Source organism: Aeromonas sp. 600724, assembly GCF_049175135.1.
Classification (GTDB): Bacteria; Pseudomonadota; Gammaproteobacteria; order Enterobacterales; family Aeromonadaceae; genus Aeromonas; species Aeromonas veronii_A.
On sequence record NZ_JAAKUM010000015.1, the window covers coordinates 104,733 to 123,872 of the forward strand.

The window sequence follows — 19,140 nt, forward strand, 5'->3', positions numbered from 1 at the left end:
CTCTCCTGTTTCAGGAGGGATCTCATGCGCTATATCGATTTACGAAGTGACACCGTCACCCAGCCTACTGACGCCATGCGTCAAGCCATGCTCCACGCCGAAGTCGGTGACGATGTCTATGGTGAAGATCCGGGCGTCAACGCGCTGGAGGCCTTTGGGGCCAGATTGCTGGGCAAACAGGCGGCGCTATTTGTGCCATCGGGCACCATGTCCAACCTGCTGGCGGTGATGAGCCACTGTCAGCGCGGTGAGGGGGCCATCCTCGGCAACGCCGCTCACATCTATCGCTATGAAGCGCAGGGGAGTGCCGTGCTGGGCTCCGTAGCCCTGCAACCCTTGCCGATGCAGCGCGATGGCACACTGGCATTCGATGATATCAGGGCTGCGCTGGCCCCTGATGATGCCCACTTCGTCCAGACTCGCCTGATCTGCCTTGAGAACACCCACAACGGCAAGGTGCTGCCGCTCCCCTATCTGCAAGAGATGGGGGCATTTGTTGCTGAACGTGGCTTGAAGCTCCATCTCGATGGCGCACGGCTTTTTAACGCCGCCGTGGCCAGCGAGACCCCGGTCGAGGTGATCGCCGCGCCATTTGACAGCATCTCGATTTGTCTCTCCAAGGGGTTGGGCGCACCGGTGGGCTCGCTGCTGGTGGGCAGTCACGACTTCATCGCCCGTGCGCGCCGACTGCGCAAGATGCTGGGGGGCGGCATGCGTCAGGCGGGGATTCTGGCGCAAGCCGGTCTGTTTGCCCTCGAGCAGCACGTGACCCGCCTGGCCGATGATCACCGCCGTGCCAAACGGCTGGCCGAAGGGTTGGCTGCACTGCCGGGCATCGAGCTCGACCTCTCGCTGGTGCAGAGCAATATGGTGTTCCTGCGGCTGCGTGAGGGGGAATCAGCCCCTCTGCTCGCTTTTATGAAGGAGAGGGGGATCCTCTTTTCCGGTTACGGCGAGCTGCGGTTGGTGACCCATCTGCAAATCAACGATGACGATATTGAAGAGGTGATCGACGCCTTCACCGAGTATCTCGGGGCGCGTTGAGACGGCTGGTGAGGTAGAGGTTATACCGAGACCTGTTCATACCGAAATAAAAGAGGGCGCCGCGGCGCCCTCTGTTATTTGCTGCAAGCTCAAGCCTGCCGCTGGCCGCTCATCAGCATGGCCTCATCGGTAGCGTCGTAGATCATCACCGCGATGTGGGTCACCTGACCGCCGAAATCGGCCAGTGGCACCAGCGTCAGGTTCTGGAACATATGGGGGGCCGAGCCGGTAATGGGGCGATAGTTGGAGAAACGTAGCAGATAGGGCTTCTGCTCCCAGGTGCTGAAGGCGCGGTTGTTGAGCTTGAAGACCATGTTGGCCTTGCGCTCGAACCAGGCTCTGTCCACATCGGGGAAGAGCTCGAACAGTACGCCATCGCGCACGTCACTGGCCAGTCGGCCGCTGTGGCTCTCCATAAAGCCGTTCCACACCTGTACCTTGTACTCCTTGTCGAGCACTACCAGGCCTACGTCCAGGTTCTGGACTATGTTCATCAGCCAATGAAATTCACGGATTTCCATAGTCACTCCTAGAGCATGTGCATGATTTTGTTGTTCATGGTGGCGATGGAATCTTCGGTAAACAGCAGCAGCAGATCACACTGCACCGCGTAATCCTGGATCCGGTAGTTGATCTCGATGGCGAGCGTGCGGCGCCAGCGACTCTTGTTGGTGTTGATCAGCTCGTTGATGGGTCTGTGCTGGCCGAGCACCACCGGGTGCCCCTGACTGAAGGGGGTGTCGAGCTGGTTGGCGTAGCCGCGTAGGAAGGCGCCGATCAGCACGTTGGCGGTATCCATCAACAGCTCCAGTTCGGCGGTGCGATCCAGCGTCCCCTGATGGTTCATCAGCTTGGCCAAATCTTTGAAGCTGGAGTCATGGAACAGGATCAGCGCTTCACCGGCGATCCCAGCTCCGATAAACCCCTGACAGACGGCGGAGAGGGTATCTGAATCCGCAGCGGCCGAGAGGGCCATATGCAGCTCGGAGACCTCCAGCACGTTGACGTTGGGGATAGGCAGCACCACGAAGGCGTTGAGCAGACGAGCCAGCAAGTCGGCGGCCTGACCCATGGAGACGTTGGCCAGCTCCTGATAGACATCGCGGATTTCGGGGGTGATCTTGACGCCTGCATCGGCTACCACGCCGCTTGGCAAGGGCTCGGCTGCACTCGGCTGATTACCCGATGAAGCACTCCAGAAGCCATGTTGTTTGAGCAGGGCTAGCAGGGTATCTGGGGCGGCGGGCTTCTTGATGAAATCGAGCGCCCCCAGCCCCATGACCCGCTGATAGGCCTCAGGCTGGATATCTCCGGAGACCACGAAAACCTTGCTGCGTAGTCCTTCCCGTTTCAGGGTCTCCAGCACACCGTAACCGTCCATTTCCGGCATGGTCAGATCGAGAAAGATGAGATCCCCATGGCCCATCAGCACCTGTTCGATCCCTTCAAGGCCATTCGCCGCATAGTGCAAATCGACTTTCCAGTCAGCCGGTAGCGCTCGTGCCAGCTGTTTGCGGGCGAACCCGGAGTCATCACATATCAATACATTCATGGCGTTAGGCAGGCTCTGTTGGCAAGGATTGCTATAAGTGTGGCCCGCTAACAGTCAGATGCAATGTGGGAGGTTGTCACCCTGTGAAAATTGGTTATCCCATTGCCGGTTACGATAGCGTGCGGAGTATTTCTCAACAAATTCAGCGAACATCTTAACACGCAACGGGGCGAACTGGTGCTGGCAACACAACATGTAGAAGGGGCGATTGCCGGTCTGCCAGTCGGTCAGTACCGGTACCAGCTGCTCGTCATGGAGGAAGCTGCTCAGATAGTGCAGCGGGGCGTTGACGATCCCCAGATGACGCCGGGCTGCGCGCACGGCGGCCTGAGTCTGGTTGACGGTCAGTTTGGCGCTGCGTTTGATGCAGACGCTCTGGCCATCCTTGTCGGTCAGTTGCCAGTGCTGGTGTGGCCAGCAGTAGATGAGATCATGTTCTTCCAGCTGGCTGGGGTGGGAGGGGGTTCCCTTCTTGGTCAGATAGAGTGGCGAGGCAAACAGGCCGTACTCGATATGACCGAGACAGATCGCATTGGGCAGCGACTGGGGCAGCTCACCGTTGAAGAACACCAGATCCCGATCATTGTCGAACAGGTGCTGGTGATCATTGGTCTGGGTGATATCGAACTGTACCTCGGGATAGTGCAGCCCGAATTCGGCCAGCATATCGATGAGGATGGTGTTGGAGAGCGCGATCGGCGCGGCTATCCGGATAAGCCCGGTGATGTCTGCTTCTTTACCCCGGATCTCGCTGGTGGCCTGCTCGATTTGTGCAAGCGGTGTGCAGAGACGCTCGTAGTATCTGAGCCCTTCATCGGTAAGACGGAGTTTACGGGTAGAGCGATGTAGCAGGGAGCAACCCAGTTGCTCTTCCAGCTGGGAAATGCGTCGACTGATGGTGCCTGTTGGCATGCCCAGTGCGGCTGCAGCATGGGAGAATCCTCCCTCTTGCACCACCTTGACGAACAGGTAGAACTCTTCGATGTGCTTCATAAACGCTGTTCTGGGTGTAACAAGGGGGCAACCATAAAAAGAGCCTTATCGCTTGGCAAGGGTAATTCAGCGTTTAATTGATCTGGATTCGATTTCTACTGATACCAGTTTAAATTTTCAATTGTTCTCGAATGAGGATTATTTTCTGCGCCACAGTCATTGTTGCGAGATGTCACCCGTTAGCTCAAGAGAGAGAGGCGACATGGTATGACTACAATACGACCCATCCTCAGGAAAAAAGAGGATCGCGCTGGTCAAGAGCAGTTCTTTTTTTCGGCGATGTGAATGTGATGACAGTCGCATATTCATCATGCCGGTCTGGTGAAGGTAGATATTCGGTTTTGAGGTATTTAAGTTCCTTGTTAAGTCGCTATTTGGGGCCGGTTTTGCTCTTTTTTGTCTGTTTATTCAACGCGCTGGTTAATAAATGAAAGTTTTACGAGGGAAATGCCGGCACTTTTTTTAGTTGACTTTTTTGTCAGTAAATAAGTGTTTGTTGTGAATCGTAAAAATGTTTTTTGAAGTATCCAGAGTGCAATTCTTAGTGCTTGTTTTTGCTGGGAAAAAAAGTTAAAAACGAACGAGGGATTTGTTCTGATTGACAGGAGTATTGGCTGAGTCCTTTTTTCTGTGGCTGGATTGGCTCTCCTGTTGTTGATTTCTGAAATCAGTTATCTGCTTTTGGCCATCGCGAGAAATAGTGGCCGAGAGGTGTTGTCACCTTGCATTCTGCATACGGCGGTTTGCCCATTTGTTTTCCGGTTCACCAGTGACCATCCAGCATGAATGATTTTGACCAGATGAATACGCTTGACGAACGGTTACTGAAGACAATGGATGTTCTGCATACCCCTATCTGGGTATATGACATCGAACATCACCATATTTTCTGGGCAAACCGCGCAGCACTTCCTCTCTGGGAGGCCACCTCCCTTGACGAGCTCTGTTCCAGGGATTTTTCGGCTGATATGGCCACAGCCATAGCGCTGTTGTTGCAACGCTACCTCGGTGATTTTCAGCAGGGGCGAAGTTACAACGAGTGGTGGACTATCTCCCCAAAGGGGGTCAAGAAGCAGATCTATCTACGCCTCTCCGGCATTCAGCTGGCTGGCCGGCTGATGATGATGACCGAGGCGGTGCTCGACTCCGATACCCTCTATCAGGAGTCCTCGCTGGCAACCGGTGATACCCTGGCCTGCCTGTTCGATAGCAATGGCGCGTTCGAAAGCGGCAACTATCACTTCGAGATGTGTTTCGGTCATCGGATCGCCACGCTCTCCCAAGTTTTTTCCGGTAGTGACGACAGTTTTTACCAGAAGCTCTCCCGACTCGATGAAGTAGTGACCGAAGGGGAGTGCCGAACCCTCAAGGGGATGCGCTGGTTCCAGTATCAGTTCCGCTATATCCAGCAAGGAGCGCGGATCCTGCTCACCATGCGCGATATTACCGATCGCAAACTCGAGGAGCTGGAGCATCGCCACCTCGCCTGGCATGACTCCCTGACCGGCCTGCTCAACCGTTATGGCTTGATGAAATCTCTCGAGGCCTATTGCGGGTTGGGGGAGCGTTTCGCGCTGGTATTCATGGATCTGGACAACTTCAAGCTGGTCAACGACAACTACGGCCATAAGGCGGGAGACCGCCTGCTGGAGCGGGTTGCCGGTCGCCTCAAACAGATTTGCCCCCGCGATGTTGAGCTGGCCCGTCTTGGCGGGGACGAGTTTACCGCGTTGGTTCCCTTGGGAAACCAGAGCGAACGAGCCCAGGATGTGGCCGATCAGATGCTCTCCCAGATGACCAAGCCGCTGCAACTGAGCGGTCTGCCGGAGGTAACCATCGGCGGCAGTATCGGCATTGCCATCTATCCCGATGATGCGGACGATGGTGATAACCTCATCACCCGCGCCGATATGGCCATGTATCAGGCCAAGCAGATGGGGCGGCTGCGCTGGCAGCGTTTTACCCCCAGCATGCAACAGACCCTGCAGCGCAAGCTCAATCTCAAGCAGTTTCTGGCCAAGGCTATCGGTCGTCAGGAGCTGAGCCTCTGTTACCAGCCACAGGTCGATGTCGCCAAACGGCGTCTGATCGGTTACGAGGCGCTGCTGCGCTGGTATAACCCGGTGCTTGGCCATGTCTCGCCAGTGGAGTTTATCCCCCTTGCCGAAGAGATGGGGCTGATCCGCGAGATCGGCAGCTGGGTGCTCTCTACCGCGCTTGCCCAAATGGCCAGTTGGAAGAAGCGCCTCCATCACCGGGTGCCAGTCTCCGTCAACCTCTCTGGTTTCCAGCTCTCGTCGGCACTGCCCGGGCAAGTGCGCCAGCAGCTGGAGCTGCACGGGGTGGATGCCTCCCTGTTGACGCTGGAACTGACCGAAACTGTGCTTATGCTGGATATGAAGGGGTGCCTCGATATTCTCGATGACTTGAGTGAACTGGGGATCAAGATTGCCATCGACGATTTTGGTACCGGCTACTCATCCCTTGCCTATCTCAATCGCCTGCCCATCGATACGATCAAGCTGGATCGCTCTTTCGTGGTCGGCCTCAACCTGCCGGTGATCCGGGCGACTGCGGCCATGGCCACCAATCTGGGGTTGGGGATCATGGCGGAAGGGGTGGAGGAGCCTCACGAACTGGCCGCACTGCAGACCCAGGGGTGCCATGTGTTCCAGGGATATCTGTTCAGCAAGCCGCTGACGGTGGCACAAGTCGAGGCAAGCGGTTTCGTGGTGGAGTGTCAGGTTGGGCGTTATCCACTGTTAGATGCCGTGATGGCAGAGTAACAAGTGTGCGTTAGGCCACAACTTGGAATTTTATTCCGCAATATTTAATCAAAATTAATCATTCTTTTGCGATCGGTCATGAGACGGATTGGCTGGAATTGCTAGCATGCGACCTCGTTTCTAGGGAAAGGAGTATCGCAATAATGAGTCATGCTGCTGTCAATGACCGTCCGGCCAGCCCTCCCAAAGGTTGGCTGAACCGTTTCCTCAATGGCGTCGAGAAAGCCGGGAACAAATTACCCGACCCCGCCATGCTGTTCCTCTACGCCTTGCTGATCGTCTGGGTCGGCTCCTGGGTGTTGTCACAATTCCAGTTTGATCTGGTCAACCCCCGTACCGGGGAGGCGGTAGTGGTCAACAACCTGCTGACCGGTGCCGGTCTGGCCGAGTTTCTCTCCACCATGGTGACCACTTTCACCGGCTTTGCCCCGCTGGGGATCGTGCTGGTGGCCATGCTGGGGGTCGGGGTGGCCGAGCAGTCCGGTTTTATCAATACCGGTCTGAAAAAGTTGCTCAAAGTGACGCCTGCCCGTTTTCTCACTCCCATGCTGATCCTGGTAGCGATCGTCAGCCACACCGCTGCAGATGCGGGCTATGTGCTGGTGATCCCCATCGGTGGCATCATCTTCCACGCTGCCGGACGCCATCCGCTGGCGGGGATCGCCGCCGCCTTTGCCGGTGTCTCCGGCGGTTTTGCCGCCAACTTCCTGCCCTCCGGCGGGGATGCGTTGCTGCAGGGCTTTACCCAGTCCGCCGCTCAGTTGCTCGATCCTGACTACATGGTCAACACCCTTTGCAACATCATCTTTACCGGAGCCTCTTCGCTGCTGATCATCTGCGTCGGCTGGTTCATTACCGAAAAGGTGGTGGAGCCGCGCCTCAAGCATGTGGCGCTTAACGAGGATCTGGAGAGTGCCGACGAGATGGGGCGCTACAGCGCGCAAGAGAGCCGAGCCTTCAACTGGGCCGGGTTTGCCATGCTGGCGGCTATCGTGCTGCTGGCGCTGGCGCTCTCCCCGAACGATTCCCCGCTGCGTGCTGCCGATGGCTCCCTGACCACCTTCGCTGCCCCCGTGATGAAGTCCATAGTGCCGCTCATCTTCCTGCTCTTTATCCTGCCCGGGATTGTCTACGGCTTTGTCGCAGGCAGCTTCAAGAGCGGCAAGGATGTGATCGATGCCATGTCGGCCACCATGAACAAGATGGGCTCCTACATGGTGATGGCTTTCTTCTGCGCGCTCTTCATCAAGGCGTTTGGTGACTCCAATCTGGGCACCCTGCTGGCCCTTTCCGGTGCCGAAGTGCTCCATGCGCTGGCGCTGCCCGGTGAGGTGACTATCGTCGGGATGATCCTGCTCACAGCCAGCGTCAATCTGGTAGTCGGCTCGGCCTCCGCCAAGTGGGCGCTGATCAGCCCGATCCTGGTACCCATGTTGATGGCGGTGGGGATCTCCCCCGAGCTGACCCAGGCGGCCTATCGGGTCGGGGATTCTGCTTCCAATATCATCACCCCGCTGATGGTCTTCTTCCCGCTGGTGGTGGTCTATTGCCAGCAGTATGTGAAGAGCACCGGGATTGGCACTCTGGTCTCCATGATGCTGCCCTACTCGCTGGCCTTCCTGGTGAGCTGGACGATTTTCCTGCTGCTCTACTGGGCGCTCGGCTTCCCGCTCGGGTTGCAAGCCCCTTACGTCTATCCGGCCCCTTAAGCTGGGTGTGCGAGGGAGCCTTGGGCTCCCTCGTTTTTTTCGCTATGGTGTTACCTCATTTTGGAGGTGCCATGAATCAGACCATCGATCTTATCCTTTCCCATCGCTCCATTCGTCAGTTCACTGCCGAGCCGATCGCCCCGCAGCAGCTGGATGTCATTCTCGCCGCCGCCCAGTCCGCCTCGACCTCGAGCTTTTTGCAGGTGACCAGTATTGTGCGAGTCAGTGAACCCGAGGCGCGTCAGCAGCTGGCCATGCTGGCGGGCAATCAACCCTATGTGGTGCAGGCGGCCGAGTTTCTGGTGTTCTGCGCCGATTACCATCGTCACAGCCAGATCGTGCCCGAGGCCCAGACCGGTTATGCGGAGCAGTTGTTGATCGGTGCCATTGACGGCGCCCTGATGGCGCAAAATGCCCTGCTGGCGGCGCAGTCGTTGGGACTGGGCGGGGTCTATATCGGCGGCATTCGCAACCATCCTGCCGAGGTGAGCGAGCTACTGGGCTTGCCCCATCAGGTGATCCCGCTGTTTGGCCTCTGCCTTGGCCACCCTGCTCAGCAGCCGGAGCAGAAACCCCGCCTGCCCAGGGGATTGGTGGTGCATCAGGAGCGCTACCAGCACGAGCTGGATCGCGACCTGCTGGCCCGGTACGATCAGCAGATCGCGGACTACTATCAGGCCCGCAGCAGCAACAACAAACAGCAGACCTGGAGTAGCCAGATCCGCGCCATTCTGGGCAAGGAGTCCCGCCCTTTCATGCTGGGATTCCTGCAATCGCAGGGCTTTAACCTCAAGTAATGGCGCTGATGGGCGATACTATGGGAGTGATGACCACCATGGTCATTTTCCCGTGATCCTGAAATCTTTCCCTGAGACCGGGTATACAGCTTGGCGACAAATCGTGGGCAAGGGGGGATCTACAGGCTACCTTAAGTAGATAAGCTGTTGTAGGATCACGCAATTGGATTGGGACAGGGGTTTGGACATCCTATGATTTTAACTTTGGTATTGCTGTCTATCGGCGCGCTCCTGTTTTTGGTTATCGCCTATAACGTGGTACAGCAATATAAGCAGAAGGCGGAGGCTGAAAAGCGTCACGCCGTTGCCAGACACAAGACGGTAGCCGACGAGACCGAAGAGGTACTGCTGAACGTCAATCTGGTGCCTTTCTCCAAAAACATGGTGTTGCTGTTGCAGCACCGGATCCTTGATGCCTATCGCGCCATCGCCCAGGTGATGCCCAACAACCAGATCAAGCAGCGCATCGCCGATGTGCAGATCCAGATCAAGAACGTGCAGGAAAATTACAGTGCGCAGGATGAGGGGCACTTCAAAACCCCCGAGTCTGATCGTCAGGCGATCCAGATGTTGCAGCTGGTAAAAAAGCTACGTGCCGTACTGCGTGTCGAGCACAACAAGGGCAAAATTGATCCGCAGGGGTTTGCTCAGGAAGATCGTCGTCTCGAGCTGATGCAGCTCAAAATCAACATCTCGAATCTGGTCAAGCGGGCGATGGATGCCCGCATTCAGGGCCAATATGGTACTTGCCGCCAGCTCTATACCAAGGGGTTGTCGGCAATGGCCAGCATTGGCGACAAGGATCCCTATCTGTTGGCTCGTGAAGAGGATATGCGTCAGGGGCTCAAGGAGCTTGAAGAGCTGCAGCAGCAAAACAGCGCGCAGGATCTGCAAAACATCAAGGACAAGGAAGCCGACGAGCTCGATGTCCTGTTTCAACCCAAGAAGAAATGGTAAGCATGTCCCACCCACTCGATTCCACACTGGGGCCAATGGCCCCATTTGTTTCTCAGCTGTTGACCGAACTGGCCGCTGCTGGCGTCACATTTTCCCAGCCAACGGTCGATCACCTCTGTTATCGGGCGGCGACCTTGCAGGAGTACCGCGCGCTGTGTGCTGTATTGGCTGAAGCGGGCTCCTTGCTGGTGGAGGGGATGATCGGCGGTCGCCCGATTGCCACTTATCAGTTGCATCAGCCACTGCTGGCTGGTGAGGTGCAGGTACCCTGTATCGAGCTGGCGGCGCCGAAACCGGGGCGCATCCATCAGGCAGGACTGGAACATATCGAGCTGGTGGTTACTTCACTGCAGGATCTGGTAGCGCGCTATCCCGAGCAGCCATTCAAAACCGGCAATATGCAGGATACCCGCAACCCCGATATCGGCCTGATGTTGCCCTCCGGTCAGATCAAGTTTCACTTACGCTCGCTGGCTGAGGTGATCGCCGAAGAGGTGGCGACCGGTGCTGTGGTCGCGGTGCCTGCGGATTATTTCGATCAGGAGTGATCCTGCGCTCTATGCGGTGCGAGCCTGACAGGCTCTTGAATAACGCAGCAAAAGGGGTCACCGGTGTGACCCCTTTTGCTATCTGGCGGTGCTGGGTTGCGAGAGCGCTATCTGCTCGTGGGTGACCCTGTTTGCGCTGAGCCTGTTACCCGTGTCGGTGGGGTTGCTGGGCGGGCAGTGGCGATTGGCTTCGCTGCTTGAGACGGCCGAGCCAGAGGCTCAAGCCGGCCGTCAAGATGAGGACCAGTTCAATACCCATGACCAGACCGCCCAGCTCGCCCTGCTCCCAGAAGGGGTGTAGGTAAAGTCCCCCCAGACTGGCTCCCAGATAGTAGGCTACCAGATAGAGAGAGGAGGCGAGGGCGCGGTTGTGTTCGACATGATGACCAACCCAGGCACTAGCGCAGGCGTGTGCCAGGAAAAAGCCGAAGCTGGAGATCAGCAAGCCACTCAGGATCCCGAGCAGGCTAGCTTGCAGTAGCCATAGACTGCCGAGGGCCATCAGGGCGATCCCGACCAGCAGCATGCGTTGTGCCCCCCAGCGGTTGGCAAAGCGGCCGCTCAGTGAGGAGGCCACCGTCCCCGAGAGATAGGTGAGAAACAGCATGCCGAGCCACTGGGTGGGCAAGGAGAATGGGGGCTTTGCCAGCAGGAAGGTGAGATAACTGAACTGGTTCAGAAACACCATAAAGTTGAGTCCCCCGATAAGGTAAGCCCCTACCAGCAAGGGATTGGTCAGGTGCTGCTGCAAGGCGCGAGCAAATTGGCCGCGAACGGGGGCGCTCGCCACAAAGCGGGTCTGATGGGGCAGCAGCCAGAAGACCAGCGGCAGCAGTGACAGGCTGATCACACCGATCCCCAGAAAGGTATGTTGCCAGTCGCCAAACCAGCCCGCCAGCAGGCCGCCGACCACCCGACCGGCAATGCCACCGAGGGAGTTGGCGGCAATATAGACCCCCACCGCCGAGAGCAGCGCCCGTTTACTGAACTCTTCCCCCATATAGGCAATCGCAGTGGCTGGTAACCCGGCCAGCAGCGCACCCTGCAGGATGCGTAGCAACAGCAGTGAACCAAACTGCTCAACCAGGGGGATCAACAGTGAGAGCAGGATCGCCAGGGTGAGTGTACCCAGCATGACCTGCCGACGGCCATGGCGATCCGCCAGTCTGGCGCAGATCAGCAAGGAGGCGGCAAGGCCTGCTGTGCATCCTGCCAAGGTCCAGCTGGCCGAGAGGGAGTTGACCGAGAAGACCTCGGCAATCAGGGGTAACAGGGGGTGGGTCTGGTAGAGGTTCAGAAACACCAGAAAAGAGCCCAGGCTGAGGGCCAGGGTTGCACGTATCCACTCGCGACTTCCGACTTCAATCATTGCGTATTGTCCTGACTGCTTTTGGTCAGGGTAGAGTCCTTGCAGTTATAAATATAATATATTTAAGTTATCCATCTCATAAGATGAATTGATACATGGATCTGAAACAGCTCACCTATCTGCTGGCGGTCAGGGATGCCAGCTCATTTACCAAGGCAGCCAACAGTCTGCATGTGGCACAGCCGGCCATCAGCATGGCCATTGCCAAACTGGAGCAGCAGCTCGAGCTGCGGCTGTTTGATCGACAGGACCGGGCGGTACGGCTCACCCCTGAGGGAGAGGTGCTCTGTCGCCATGCCGAGCGTCTGTTGCTGCAGATGCATCAGGCCGAGGCCGAGATGGCAGAGCTCAAGGGGTTGGAGCGGGGGGAGGTACGGATCGGGATCCCCTATATGATGGGCTCCTACTATTTCCCCCCTCGTCTGATGGCCTTCAAGCACCGCTACCCCGGCCTCAAGATCCGGGTCGAAGAGGCCGGTACCCGCGAGCTGCTCAGCCGGATGGTGGATGGCTCCCTCGATCTGGCCATTCTCATCACCAGTGATCTGCCGCCCGCCATCGAGGGGGCACATCTGTTGAGTGAAGAGATGTTGATGGTGGTGGGGGATGATCACCCCTTGCGCGGCGAACCGGCCGTCACCCTCTCACAGTTTTTCGCTCAGGAGCTGGCGTTGTTTCGCCGCGGTTTCTACCACCGCGAGCATATGGAGGCGCTGGCCCAGAGCCTCGGCGTCGAGCCCGATATCGCCTTCGAGAGCAATCTGATCCCTTTGCTCAAGGCGGTGGTGCGGCAAGGTTTTGCGGTAACCACCTTCTTGCGAATGGTGCTGGAAGAGGAGCCGGATCTGAGTGGCGTGCCCTTCGACCCGCCCATCTACCTCGACCTCTGTGTGGCGTGGCGGCGTGGCGATCCGCTCTCCATGGCCAATCGTGCCTTGCGTGATTTTCTACTCAAGGAGCGCCCGGCCTGATGGCGGCGGGTCATTGCTGAAAGTTTGTTACTATTAACGGTGGGTTCGCTTGAGGGCTACACCATGAAATTGCAGCAATTGCGCTATATCGTCGAGGTGGCGAACCACAGGCTGAATCTGTCGGCCACCGCCGAGAGCCTCTTTACCTCCCAGCCCGGGATCAGCAAACAAGTGCGGATGCTGGAGGATGAGCTGGGGATCCAGATCTTCGAGCGCAGCGGCAAACACTTGACCCAGATCACCCCCATAGGTCGGGATGTGATCAAAGTAGCCGCCGAGGTGCTCGACAAGGTCGCCACCATCAAAGTGATGGCCAGGCAGCATGTGCATCCGGAGCAGGGAACCCTCACCATTGCCGCTACTCATCTGCAGGCCCGTTATATTCTGCCTGCCATCCTCAAGGGTTTCATGGCCCGCTTTCCCAAAGTGGCCGTAACGGTGATGCAGGGGAGTGCGGCGCAGTGCCGAGCAGCCGTGCATGATGGCGCTGCCGATCTGCTGCTGGCGGATGAACCGGAGGATGGGAGCGATCTGCTTGTGCTCCCCTCTTTTCAGTGGCAACGGGGCTTGGTGCTGCCCAAGGAGCATCCATTGGCCAGAGCAACATCGCTGACCCCGGCCGAGCTGGTGGAATTTGCATTGGTGACCGATGGAAGGGCTCTCTCCACAACTCATGGCTCTGATTGCGCTCATGCCGAGAGCCGGATCGCCTGCTGTGCGAGCGACAGCGATGTGCTCAAGACCTATGTCAGACAAGGGATGGGCATCGGAGTGATGGCAACTTTTGCCTGGGAGCCCCAGCGCGATGGTGATCTGCTGCTCAAACAGGTGCCTTGGCTACCTAGTGGCGTTGCCGCTATCGGGTTGCGCAGAGGGGCGTTTTTGTGCGGCTATCTGTATGACCTGATTGGACGTCTCGCGCCGCAATTGACCCGGGAGCGGGTTGAACAATACTGTGCTGCCCGCACTGGCGAAGAGCTTGAAGCTATGCTGGCCAATTTGACCGTGCCACTTAGATAGCTTGGGTTGATGTGTGGTCATCCCAAGAAAAACGCCTCCCAATGGGAGGCGTTTGACAATCTGACATTCGTCAATTCAGGCTCACTTCTTCAGCATATGATCCAGCTTGTTGGCCTTGGTCGACAGATAGAACTCGTTGTGGGGATTGCGCCCTTCCTGCAACGGTACCCGTTCGGCCACCGGAATACCGAAGGATTCCATCGCTTTCATCTTGCGCGGGTTGTTGGTCATCAGTTTGAGAGACTTGACCTCAAGCTGCTTGAGCATATCGGCGCAGATGGTGTAGTCGCGCATATCGGCGGCGAAACCAAGGGCCACGTTGGCTTCCACGGTATCGGCTCCCTGATCCTGCAGGTGATAGGCGCGGATCTTGTTGAGCAAGCCGATGCCTCGGCCCTCTTGACGCACATACAGCAACACGCCACGACCGGCTTTGGCGATATTCTCCATGGCCGCCTGCAACTGGAAACCGCAGTCACAACGCAGGCTGAACAGGGCGTCGCCGGTCAGGCACTCTGAGTGGATCCGGCCCAGCACGGGCTCTTCACCGGTAATGTCGCCCATCACCAGTGCGGCATGATCTTTGCCTGTGCCGGTTTCCTGAAAACCTACCAGCGTGAAGGTGCCCCAAGGGGTGGGCAATTTGGATTTGGCCACGAGGGTAACGCTGCTCATAGGTTGCTCCTTACTACTAACGGCTCAAAAAAGGGGGCCAGTTTAGCGCGCCTTGTCAGGAACGACCATAAGAACAAGTCCCTGCATTGCTTAATGAAATCTCCAAATGAGATACAAGCACAGTCGCCTGCCGGGGTTTTGGCCCTTTGTGCGGATTGATGACTGCCAGGCTCACCACATTCGGGTATAATCGGCGCCCATTAACCCACCCTTCGGGATGGGAGCAACACAGAGCAGGAGAGAAGTTATGCCTCAGATGGCCCCCGTAATGACAATTGATGGCCCCAGTGGTGCAGGTAAAGGCACCTTGTGTCAGCTGCTTGCTGAGAAGCTGGGTTGGCACTTGCTGGACTCGGGCGCCATCTATCGGGTGTTGTCCCTGGCCGCCCTGCATCACGATGTAGAGCTGGACAGTGAAGCCTCACTGGTGCCGCTGGCCGCCAATCTGGATGTGCAATTTCAGGTTGAGGGCGATCTGGTCAAGGTGATCCTGGAAGGGGAAGATGTCTCCCGTACCATCCGCACCGAAGAAGTGGGTAATGCTGCCAGTAAAATCGCCGCCTTCCCCCGTGTGCGCGAAGCCTTGCTGCGCCGTCAGCGGGCATTTCGTCAGGCCCCGGGTCTGATTGCGGACGGTCGTGACATGGGCACAGTTGTTTTCCCCGAGGCCGAGGTGAAGATTTTCCTCGACGCCAGTGCCGAAGAACGGGCCCAGCGTCGCTATAAGCAGTTGCAAGATAAGGGCTTTGATGTTAACTTTGAGCGTCTTTTAACCGAGATTCTGGAACGTGACGATCGCGACAGAAATCGCGCTACTGCACCCCTGAAACCGGCAGAAGATGCTCTGGTGGTAGACTCTACCGCTATGACCATAGATGAAGTGCTGGCAACAGTACTCGCCTATGCAGAGCAACAACTTGGTGATGCCAGCGCAAGCTGACATCCGGTCGTCTGCACCAAGGATGGCGCAGATTATTTAAAACAGCCCCGCTTGTGCCGGATTGCAAGTGGATGTTTCATTTGTGACATAAACAATGATCGAATCTTTTGCTCAACTCTTTGAAGAGTCCCTGAACGCCGTTGAAACCCGTCAAGGTTCCATCGTCAAGGGTACTGTCGTTGCTATCGAGAACGGTTTTGTACTGGTTGACGCCGGTCTGAAATCCGAGTCCGCTATCCCGGCTGAAGAATTCAAGAACGCCATGGGCGAGCTGGAAATCAACGTCGGCGACACCGTTGACGTGGCTCTGGACTCTATCGAAGATGGTTTCGGCGAAACCAAGCTGTCCCGCGAAAAAGCCAAGCGCCACGAAGCCTGGCTGCAGCTTGAGAAGGCTTACGAAGAGCAAGCTACCGTTATCGGTATCATCAACGGCAAGGTCAAGGGTGGTTTCACCGTTGAACTGAACGGCATCCGTGCCTTCCTGCCGGGTTCTCTGGTTGACGTGCGTCCGATCCGTGACACCGCTCACCTGGAAAACAAAGAACTCGAGTTCAAAGTCATCAAGCTGGACCAGAAGCGCAACAACGTTGTTGTTTCCCGTCGTGCCGTGATCGAGACCGAGAACACCTCCGAGCGCGAAAGCCTGCTGGCTAACCTGCAAGAAGGTCAAGAAGTTAAGGGTATCGTCAAGAACCTGACCGACTACGGTGCATTCGTAGATCTGGGCGGTGTTGACGGCCTGCTGCACATCACCGACATGGCGTGGAAGCGCGTTAAGCATCCTTCCGAAATCGTCAACGTTGGCGACGAGATCGCTGTCAAGGTTCTGAAGTTCGACCGCGAGCGTACCCGCGTATCCCTGGGTCTGAAGCAGCTGGGCGAAGATCCCTGGGTTGCTATCGCCAAGCGTTACCCGGAGACCACCCGTCTGTCTGGCCGCGTGACCAACCTGACCGACTACGGCTGCTTCGTTGAAATCGAAGAAGGCGTTGAAGGCCTGGTACACGTATCCGAGATGGATTGGACCAACAAGAACATCCACCCGTCCAAAGTTGTTAACGTTGGCGACGTGGTTGACGTGATGGTTCTGGACATCGACGAAGAGCGTCGTCGTATCTCCCTGGGTCTGAAGCAGTGCAAATCCAACCCGTGGCAGCTGTTTGCCGAAACTCACGCCAAAGGCGACCGTGTTTCCGGCAAGATCAAGTCCATCACTGACTTCGGTATCTTCATCGGTCTGGATGGCGGCATCGACGGCCTGGTTCACCTGTCTGACATCTCCTGGAACAACCAGGGCGAAGAAGCCGTGCGTGAATTCAAGAAAGGCGACGAGATCGAAGCCGTTGTTCTGCAAGTGGATCCGGAGCGTGAGCGCATCTCCCTGGGTGTCAAGCAGATCGAAGAAGACCCGTTCAACAAGTACCTGGCTGACAACAAGAAAGGTGCTATCGTGAAGGGTAAGGTTACCGAGGTTGATGCCAAAGGTGCCGTTATCGAACTGGCTGATGGCGTAGAAGGCTACCTGCGTGCCTCCGACGCTGCTCGTGACCGTGTAGAAGACGCCACTCTGGTGCTGTCTGTTGGTGACGAAGTTGAAGCTAAATTCATGGGCGTTGATCGTAAGAACCGCACCGTAAGCCTGTCTGTCCGTGCTAAGGACGAGGCTGATGAGCGTGTTGCTATCGATAACCTGAACCAACAAGAAGAAGTTGTGTTCAGCAATGCTATGATGGAAGCGTTCAAAGCCGCCAAGGGTGAGTAATCCTTGATGCAAGAAAAGGGCGGCATTGCGCCGCCCTTTTTTATCCTGGCAAAATGAATATTGCATGTGATCGGGGAAGGAGATTTAACGTTATGACCAAATCAGATCTCATCGAACAACTGGCAGCCAGCCGCATGCATATGCCGGCCAAGGATGTCGAAGCCGCCATCAAGGAGATCCTTGAGCAGATGGCGTCGACCTTGCAAAACGGCGACCGGATTGAAATCCGCGGATTTGGCAGTTTTTCACTGCACTATCGTGCGCCCCGTGTGGGCCGCAACCCCAAGACTGGGGACAAGGTTGAACTGACCGGGAAATATGTCCCGCACTTCAAACCAGGCAAAGAGTTGCGCGAGCGCGTCAACATCATTGAATAATGCAGAAATGGGCATACCTCGGGTATGCCTTTTTTCTTTTTGGCACCGATTCCTGTGCCAATCGTCTTGTTTCTTAAACTCTTTTCCCATTCACTCTAGAGTCTGCCTGCGATTTTAAGGATAATCAGCCTCTCATTAGATACTGACAGGGAGCTCTTATGAAGCGTATTTTGGCCCTCATTCCGCTGGTGCTGGTGTTTGTTCTGACCCTGGCGCTGGGCTCACAAAATGGCCAGCTGGTTCAGTTCAATTACCTGATCGCTCAGGGTGAGTTTTCGCTTGCCATGCTGTTGGGCTTCTTCTTCGCTGGCGGTTTTTTGCTGGGCTGGCTGGTATTCGGCCTGCTGTTCCTGCGCCTGAAAATGCAAAACCGCACCCTCAACCGCACCATGCGTCGTCAATCCCGCGAGTTGGAGCTGGCCCGGTCACCGGGTAAGGAATAATGTTCCTCAATGCTTGAACTGCTTTTCCTGCTGTTGCCCATCGCCGCCGGTTATGGCTGGTACATGGGTCGCAGGAGTGTTCGCCAGGACACCCAAAAACAGAGTAACCAGTTTTCCCGCCAGTATGTGGCGGGCCTCAACTATTTGCTGTCCGATGAATCCGACAAGGCGGTGGATCTCTTTATCCAACTGCTTGAGGTGGACAGTGAAACCATCGAAACACACCTCTCCCTCGGCAACCTGTTTCGCCAGCGTGGGGAGGTCGATCGTGCCATCAAGATCCACCAGAACCTGGTAACCCGCCAGCTGACCCGGGAGCAGCGACAGCTTGCCTTGCAGGAGCTTGCGCGCGACTTTTTGGCTGCTGGTCTGTTGGACCGAGCGGAAGCGCTCTGGAATGAGCTGTGTGACGACAGCGACTATGAAGAGACGGCGCTGGCACAGCTGTTGATCATCCATCAGCAGTTGCGGGATTGGGATAAGGCCATCGATGTGGCGGTGCGTCTGCAAAAATTCCAGGGCAAGAAGCTGGCCGACCCCATCTCCCATTTCTATTGCGAACAAGCCGAGATCGCGCTGCGTGAGGGCAATAAAGGGGAGGGGCTGGCCAAGCTCAAACGGGCGCTCAGTATCAATCCGGCATGTGCCCGGGCCAGTTTGCGCCTCGCTGAGCTCGCCATAGCAGAGGGGGAGTATGAGCAGGCCAGCAAGGAGCTGCTGCGGGTGTTCGAGCAGGATATCGATTTTGCCTCCGAGGCAATGCCCAAATTGCTCGAGTGCTATCAGCAGTTGGGGCGCACGCCTGCGTTGATCCCGCTGCTTGAGAAGGCAGTGGAAGATCACGCCGGCGTCAGCGTGACCCTGGCCCTTGCCAAGCTGGTTGAAGAGCGTGATGGCCTGAGCCAGGCCCGTTCGCTGGTGCTGCGTCAGCTGCGTCGTCATCCGTCGATGAAAGGTTTTTACCAGCTGGTGGGTTTTCAGCTGGCCAGTGCGGAAGAGGGGCCAGCCAAGGAGAGCCTCGAACTGTTGCAACAGCTGGTCGGCGAGCAGATCAAAATCAAGTCAACCCACAAGTGTCGGCAGTGCGGCTTTGCCACTCACTCGTTGTTCTGGCAGTGCCCGTCTTGTCGCCAGTGGGGTTCCATCAAGCCGATCCGTGGTCTGGACGGTGAATAACAAGCAATAGGATGTGAG

At 56.9% G+C, this 19,140-nt stretch carries 18 protein-coding genes; 13 read left to right on the top strand and 5 right to left on the bottom strand.

What is annotated here, in order from left to right; genetic code table 11:
- The first annotated feature begins 24 nt into the window (after nt 1-24).
- Nucleotides 25-1,044: a low-specificity L-threonine aldolase gene (gene ltaE, locus G5168_RS14955; protein ID WP_227342570.1), complete on the top strand. Its 1,020-nt coding sequence runs from the start codon at nt 25-27 to the stop codon at nt 1,042-1,044.
- An 89-nt stretch (nt 1,045-1,133) separates the two neighbouring features.
- On the opposite strand, the gene G5168_RS14960 is transcribed toward ltaE, so the two are convergent.
- From G5168_RS14960 to G5168_RS14970, 3 genes are read right to left on the bottom strand one after another with little or no spacing between them, the layout of a single operon-like run.
- Nucleotides 1,134-1,565, bottom strand: a complete 432-nt coding sequence (locus G5168_RS14960) for a PAS domain-containing protein (RefSeq protein ID WP_005337175.1) — start codon at nt 1,563-1,565, stop codon at nt 1,134-1,136.
- An 8-nt stretch (nt 1,566-1,573) separates the two neighbouring features.
- Nucleotides 1,574-2,596: a response regulator gene (locus tag G5168_RS14965; protein ID WP_103251765.1), complete on the bottom strand. Its 1,023-nt coding sequence runs from the start codon at nt 2,594-2,596 to the stop codon at nt 1,574-1,576.
- 54 nt (nt 2,597-2,650) lie between these two features.
- Nucleotides 2,651-3,589 (bottom strand): LysR family transcriptional regulator, encoded by a 939-nt coding sequence (locus tag G5168_RS14970; protein ID WP_216953384.1) that lies wholly within the window; start codon nt 3,587-3,589, stop codon nt 2,651-2,653.
- Between the two features lie 833 nt (nt 3,590-4,422).
- On the opposite strand from G5168_RS14970, the gene G5168_RS14975 reads away from it, so the two are divergent.
- The 5 genes from G5168_RS14975 to G5168_RS14995 all read left to right on the top strand — a co-directional run bounded on the left by G5168_RS14975 (nt 4,423) and on the right by G5168_RS14995 (nt 10,386).
- Nucleotides 4,423-6,375, top strand: coding sequence for a putative bifunctional diguanylate cyclase/phosphodiesterase (locus tag G5168_RS14975; protein WP_421172599.1), 1,953 nt, complete (start codon nt 4,423-4,425; stop codon nt 6,373-6,375).
- A gap of 143 nt (nt 6,376-6,518) precedes the next feature.
- Nucleotides 6,519-8,084, top strand: coding sequence for an AbgT family transporter (locus tag G5168_RS14980; protein ID WP_216978984.1), 1,566 nt, complete (start codon nt 6,519-6,521; stop codon nt 8,082-8,084).
- Between the two features lie 71 nt (nt 8,085-8,155).
- Complete coding sequence (gene nfsA / locus G5168_RS14985) at nt 8,156-8,881, top strand: oxygen-insensitive NADPH nitroreductase (protein ID WP_216978983.1); 726 nt, start codon at nt 8,156-8,158, stop codon at nt 8,879-8,881.
- A gap of 192 nt (nt 8,882-9,073) precedes the next feature.
- Nucleotides 9,074-9,838: a DNA repair protein gene (locus G5168_RS14990; protein ID WP_216953387.1), complete on the top strand. Its 765-nt coding sequence runs from the start codon at nt 9,074-9,076 to the stop codon at nt 9,836-9,838.
- Nucleotides 9,832-10,386 (top strand): VOC family protein, encoded by a 555-nt coding sequence (locus tag G5168_RS14995; protein ID WP_031227877.1) that lies wholly within the window; start codon nt 9,832-9,834, stop codon nt 10,384-10,386. Before G5168_RS14990 ends, G5168_RS14995 begins: the two co-directional genes overlap by 7 nt.
- 145 nt (nt 10,387-10,531) lie before the next feature.
- On the opposite strand, the gene G5168_RS15000 is transcribed toward G5168_RS14995, so the two are convergent.
- Nucleotides 10,532-11,755: an MFS transporter gene (locus G5168_RS15000; protein ID WP_021231402.1), complete on the bottom strand. Its 1,224-nt coding sequence runs from the start codon at nt 11,753-11,755 to the stop codon at nt 10,532-10,534.
- Nucleotides 11,756-11,850: 95 nt separating this feature from the next.
- On the opposite strand from G5168_RS15000, the gene G5168_RS15005 reads away from it, so the two are divergent.
- Together G5168_RS15005 and G5168_RS15010 are read left to right on the top strand one after the other, a co-directional pair.
- Nucleotides 11,851-12,726 (top strand): LysR family transcriptional regulator, encoded by an 876-nt coding sequence (locus tag G5168_RS15005; protein ID WP_216978982.1) that lies wholly within the window; start codon nt 11,851-11,853, stop codon nt 12,724-12,726.
- Between the two features lie 63 nt (nt 12,727-12,789).
- Entirely contained in the window at nt 12,790-13,746 is a 957-nt protein-coding gene (locus tag G5168_RS15010; protein WP_216950608.1) for a LysR substrate-binding domain-containing protein, read from the top strand.
- 81 nt (nt 13,747-13,827) lie between these two features.
- Here G5168_RS15010 and ribA read toward each other — a convergent pair whose 3' ends face one another.
- The gene (gene ribA / locus G5168_RS15015) at nt 13,828-14,421 is read right to left on the bottom strand and encodes a GTP cyclohydrolase II (protein WP_005337152.1); all 594 of its coding nucleotides are present in this window, start codon (nt 14,419-14,421) and stop codon (nt 13,828-13,830) included.
- A 247-nt stretch (nt 14,422-14,668) separates the two neighbouring features.
- Between ribA and cmk the strand changes: the two genes are divergently transcribed.
- The 5 genes from cmk (at nt 14,669) to lapB (ending at nt 19,122) form a co-directional block, all read left to right on the top strand.
- Complete coding sequence (gene cmk / locus G5168_RS15020) at nt 14,669-15,361, top strand: (d)CMP kinase (RefSeq protein WP_021231399.1); 693 nt, start codon at nt 14,669-14,671, stop codon at nt 15,359-15,361.
- A 94-nt stretch (nt 15,362-15,455) separates the two neighbouring features.
- Nucleotides 15,456-17,126: a 30S ribosomal protein S1 gene (rpsA, locus tag G5168_RS15025; protein ID WP_005337148.1), complete on the top strand. Its 1,671-nt coding sequence runs from the start codon at nt 15,456-15,458 to the stop codon at nt 17,124-17,126.
- Between the two features lie 92 nt (nt 17,127-17,218).
- Nucleotides 17,219-17,503 carry an integration host factor subunit beta gene (gene ihfB, locus G5168_RS15030; RefSeq protein WP_005299934.1) on the top strand — a complete coding sequence of 95 codons (285 nt, stop codon included), beginning with the start codon at nt 17,219-17,221 and terminating at the stop codon, nt 17,501-17,503.
- Between the two features lie 158 nt (nt 17,504-17,661).
- The gene (locus G5168_RS15035) at nt 17,662-17,946 is read left to right on the top strand and encodes a LapA family protein (RefSeq protein ID WP_005337143.1); all 285 of its coding nucleotides are present in this window, start codon (nt 17,662-17,664) and stop codon (nt 17,944-17,946) included.
- Nucleotides 17,947-17,955: 9 nt separating this feature from the next.
- Entirely contained in the window at nt 17,956-19,122 is a 1,167-nt protein-coding gene (gene lapB / locus G5168_RS15040) for a lipopolysaccharide assembly protein LapB (protein WP_227342575.1), read from the top strand.
- Nucleotides 19,123-19,140: the final 18 nt, after the last annotated feature.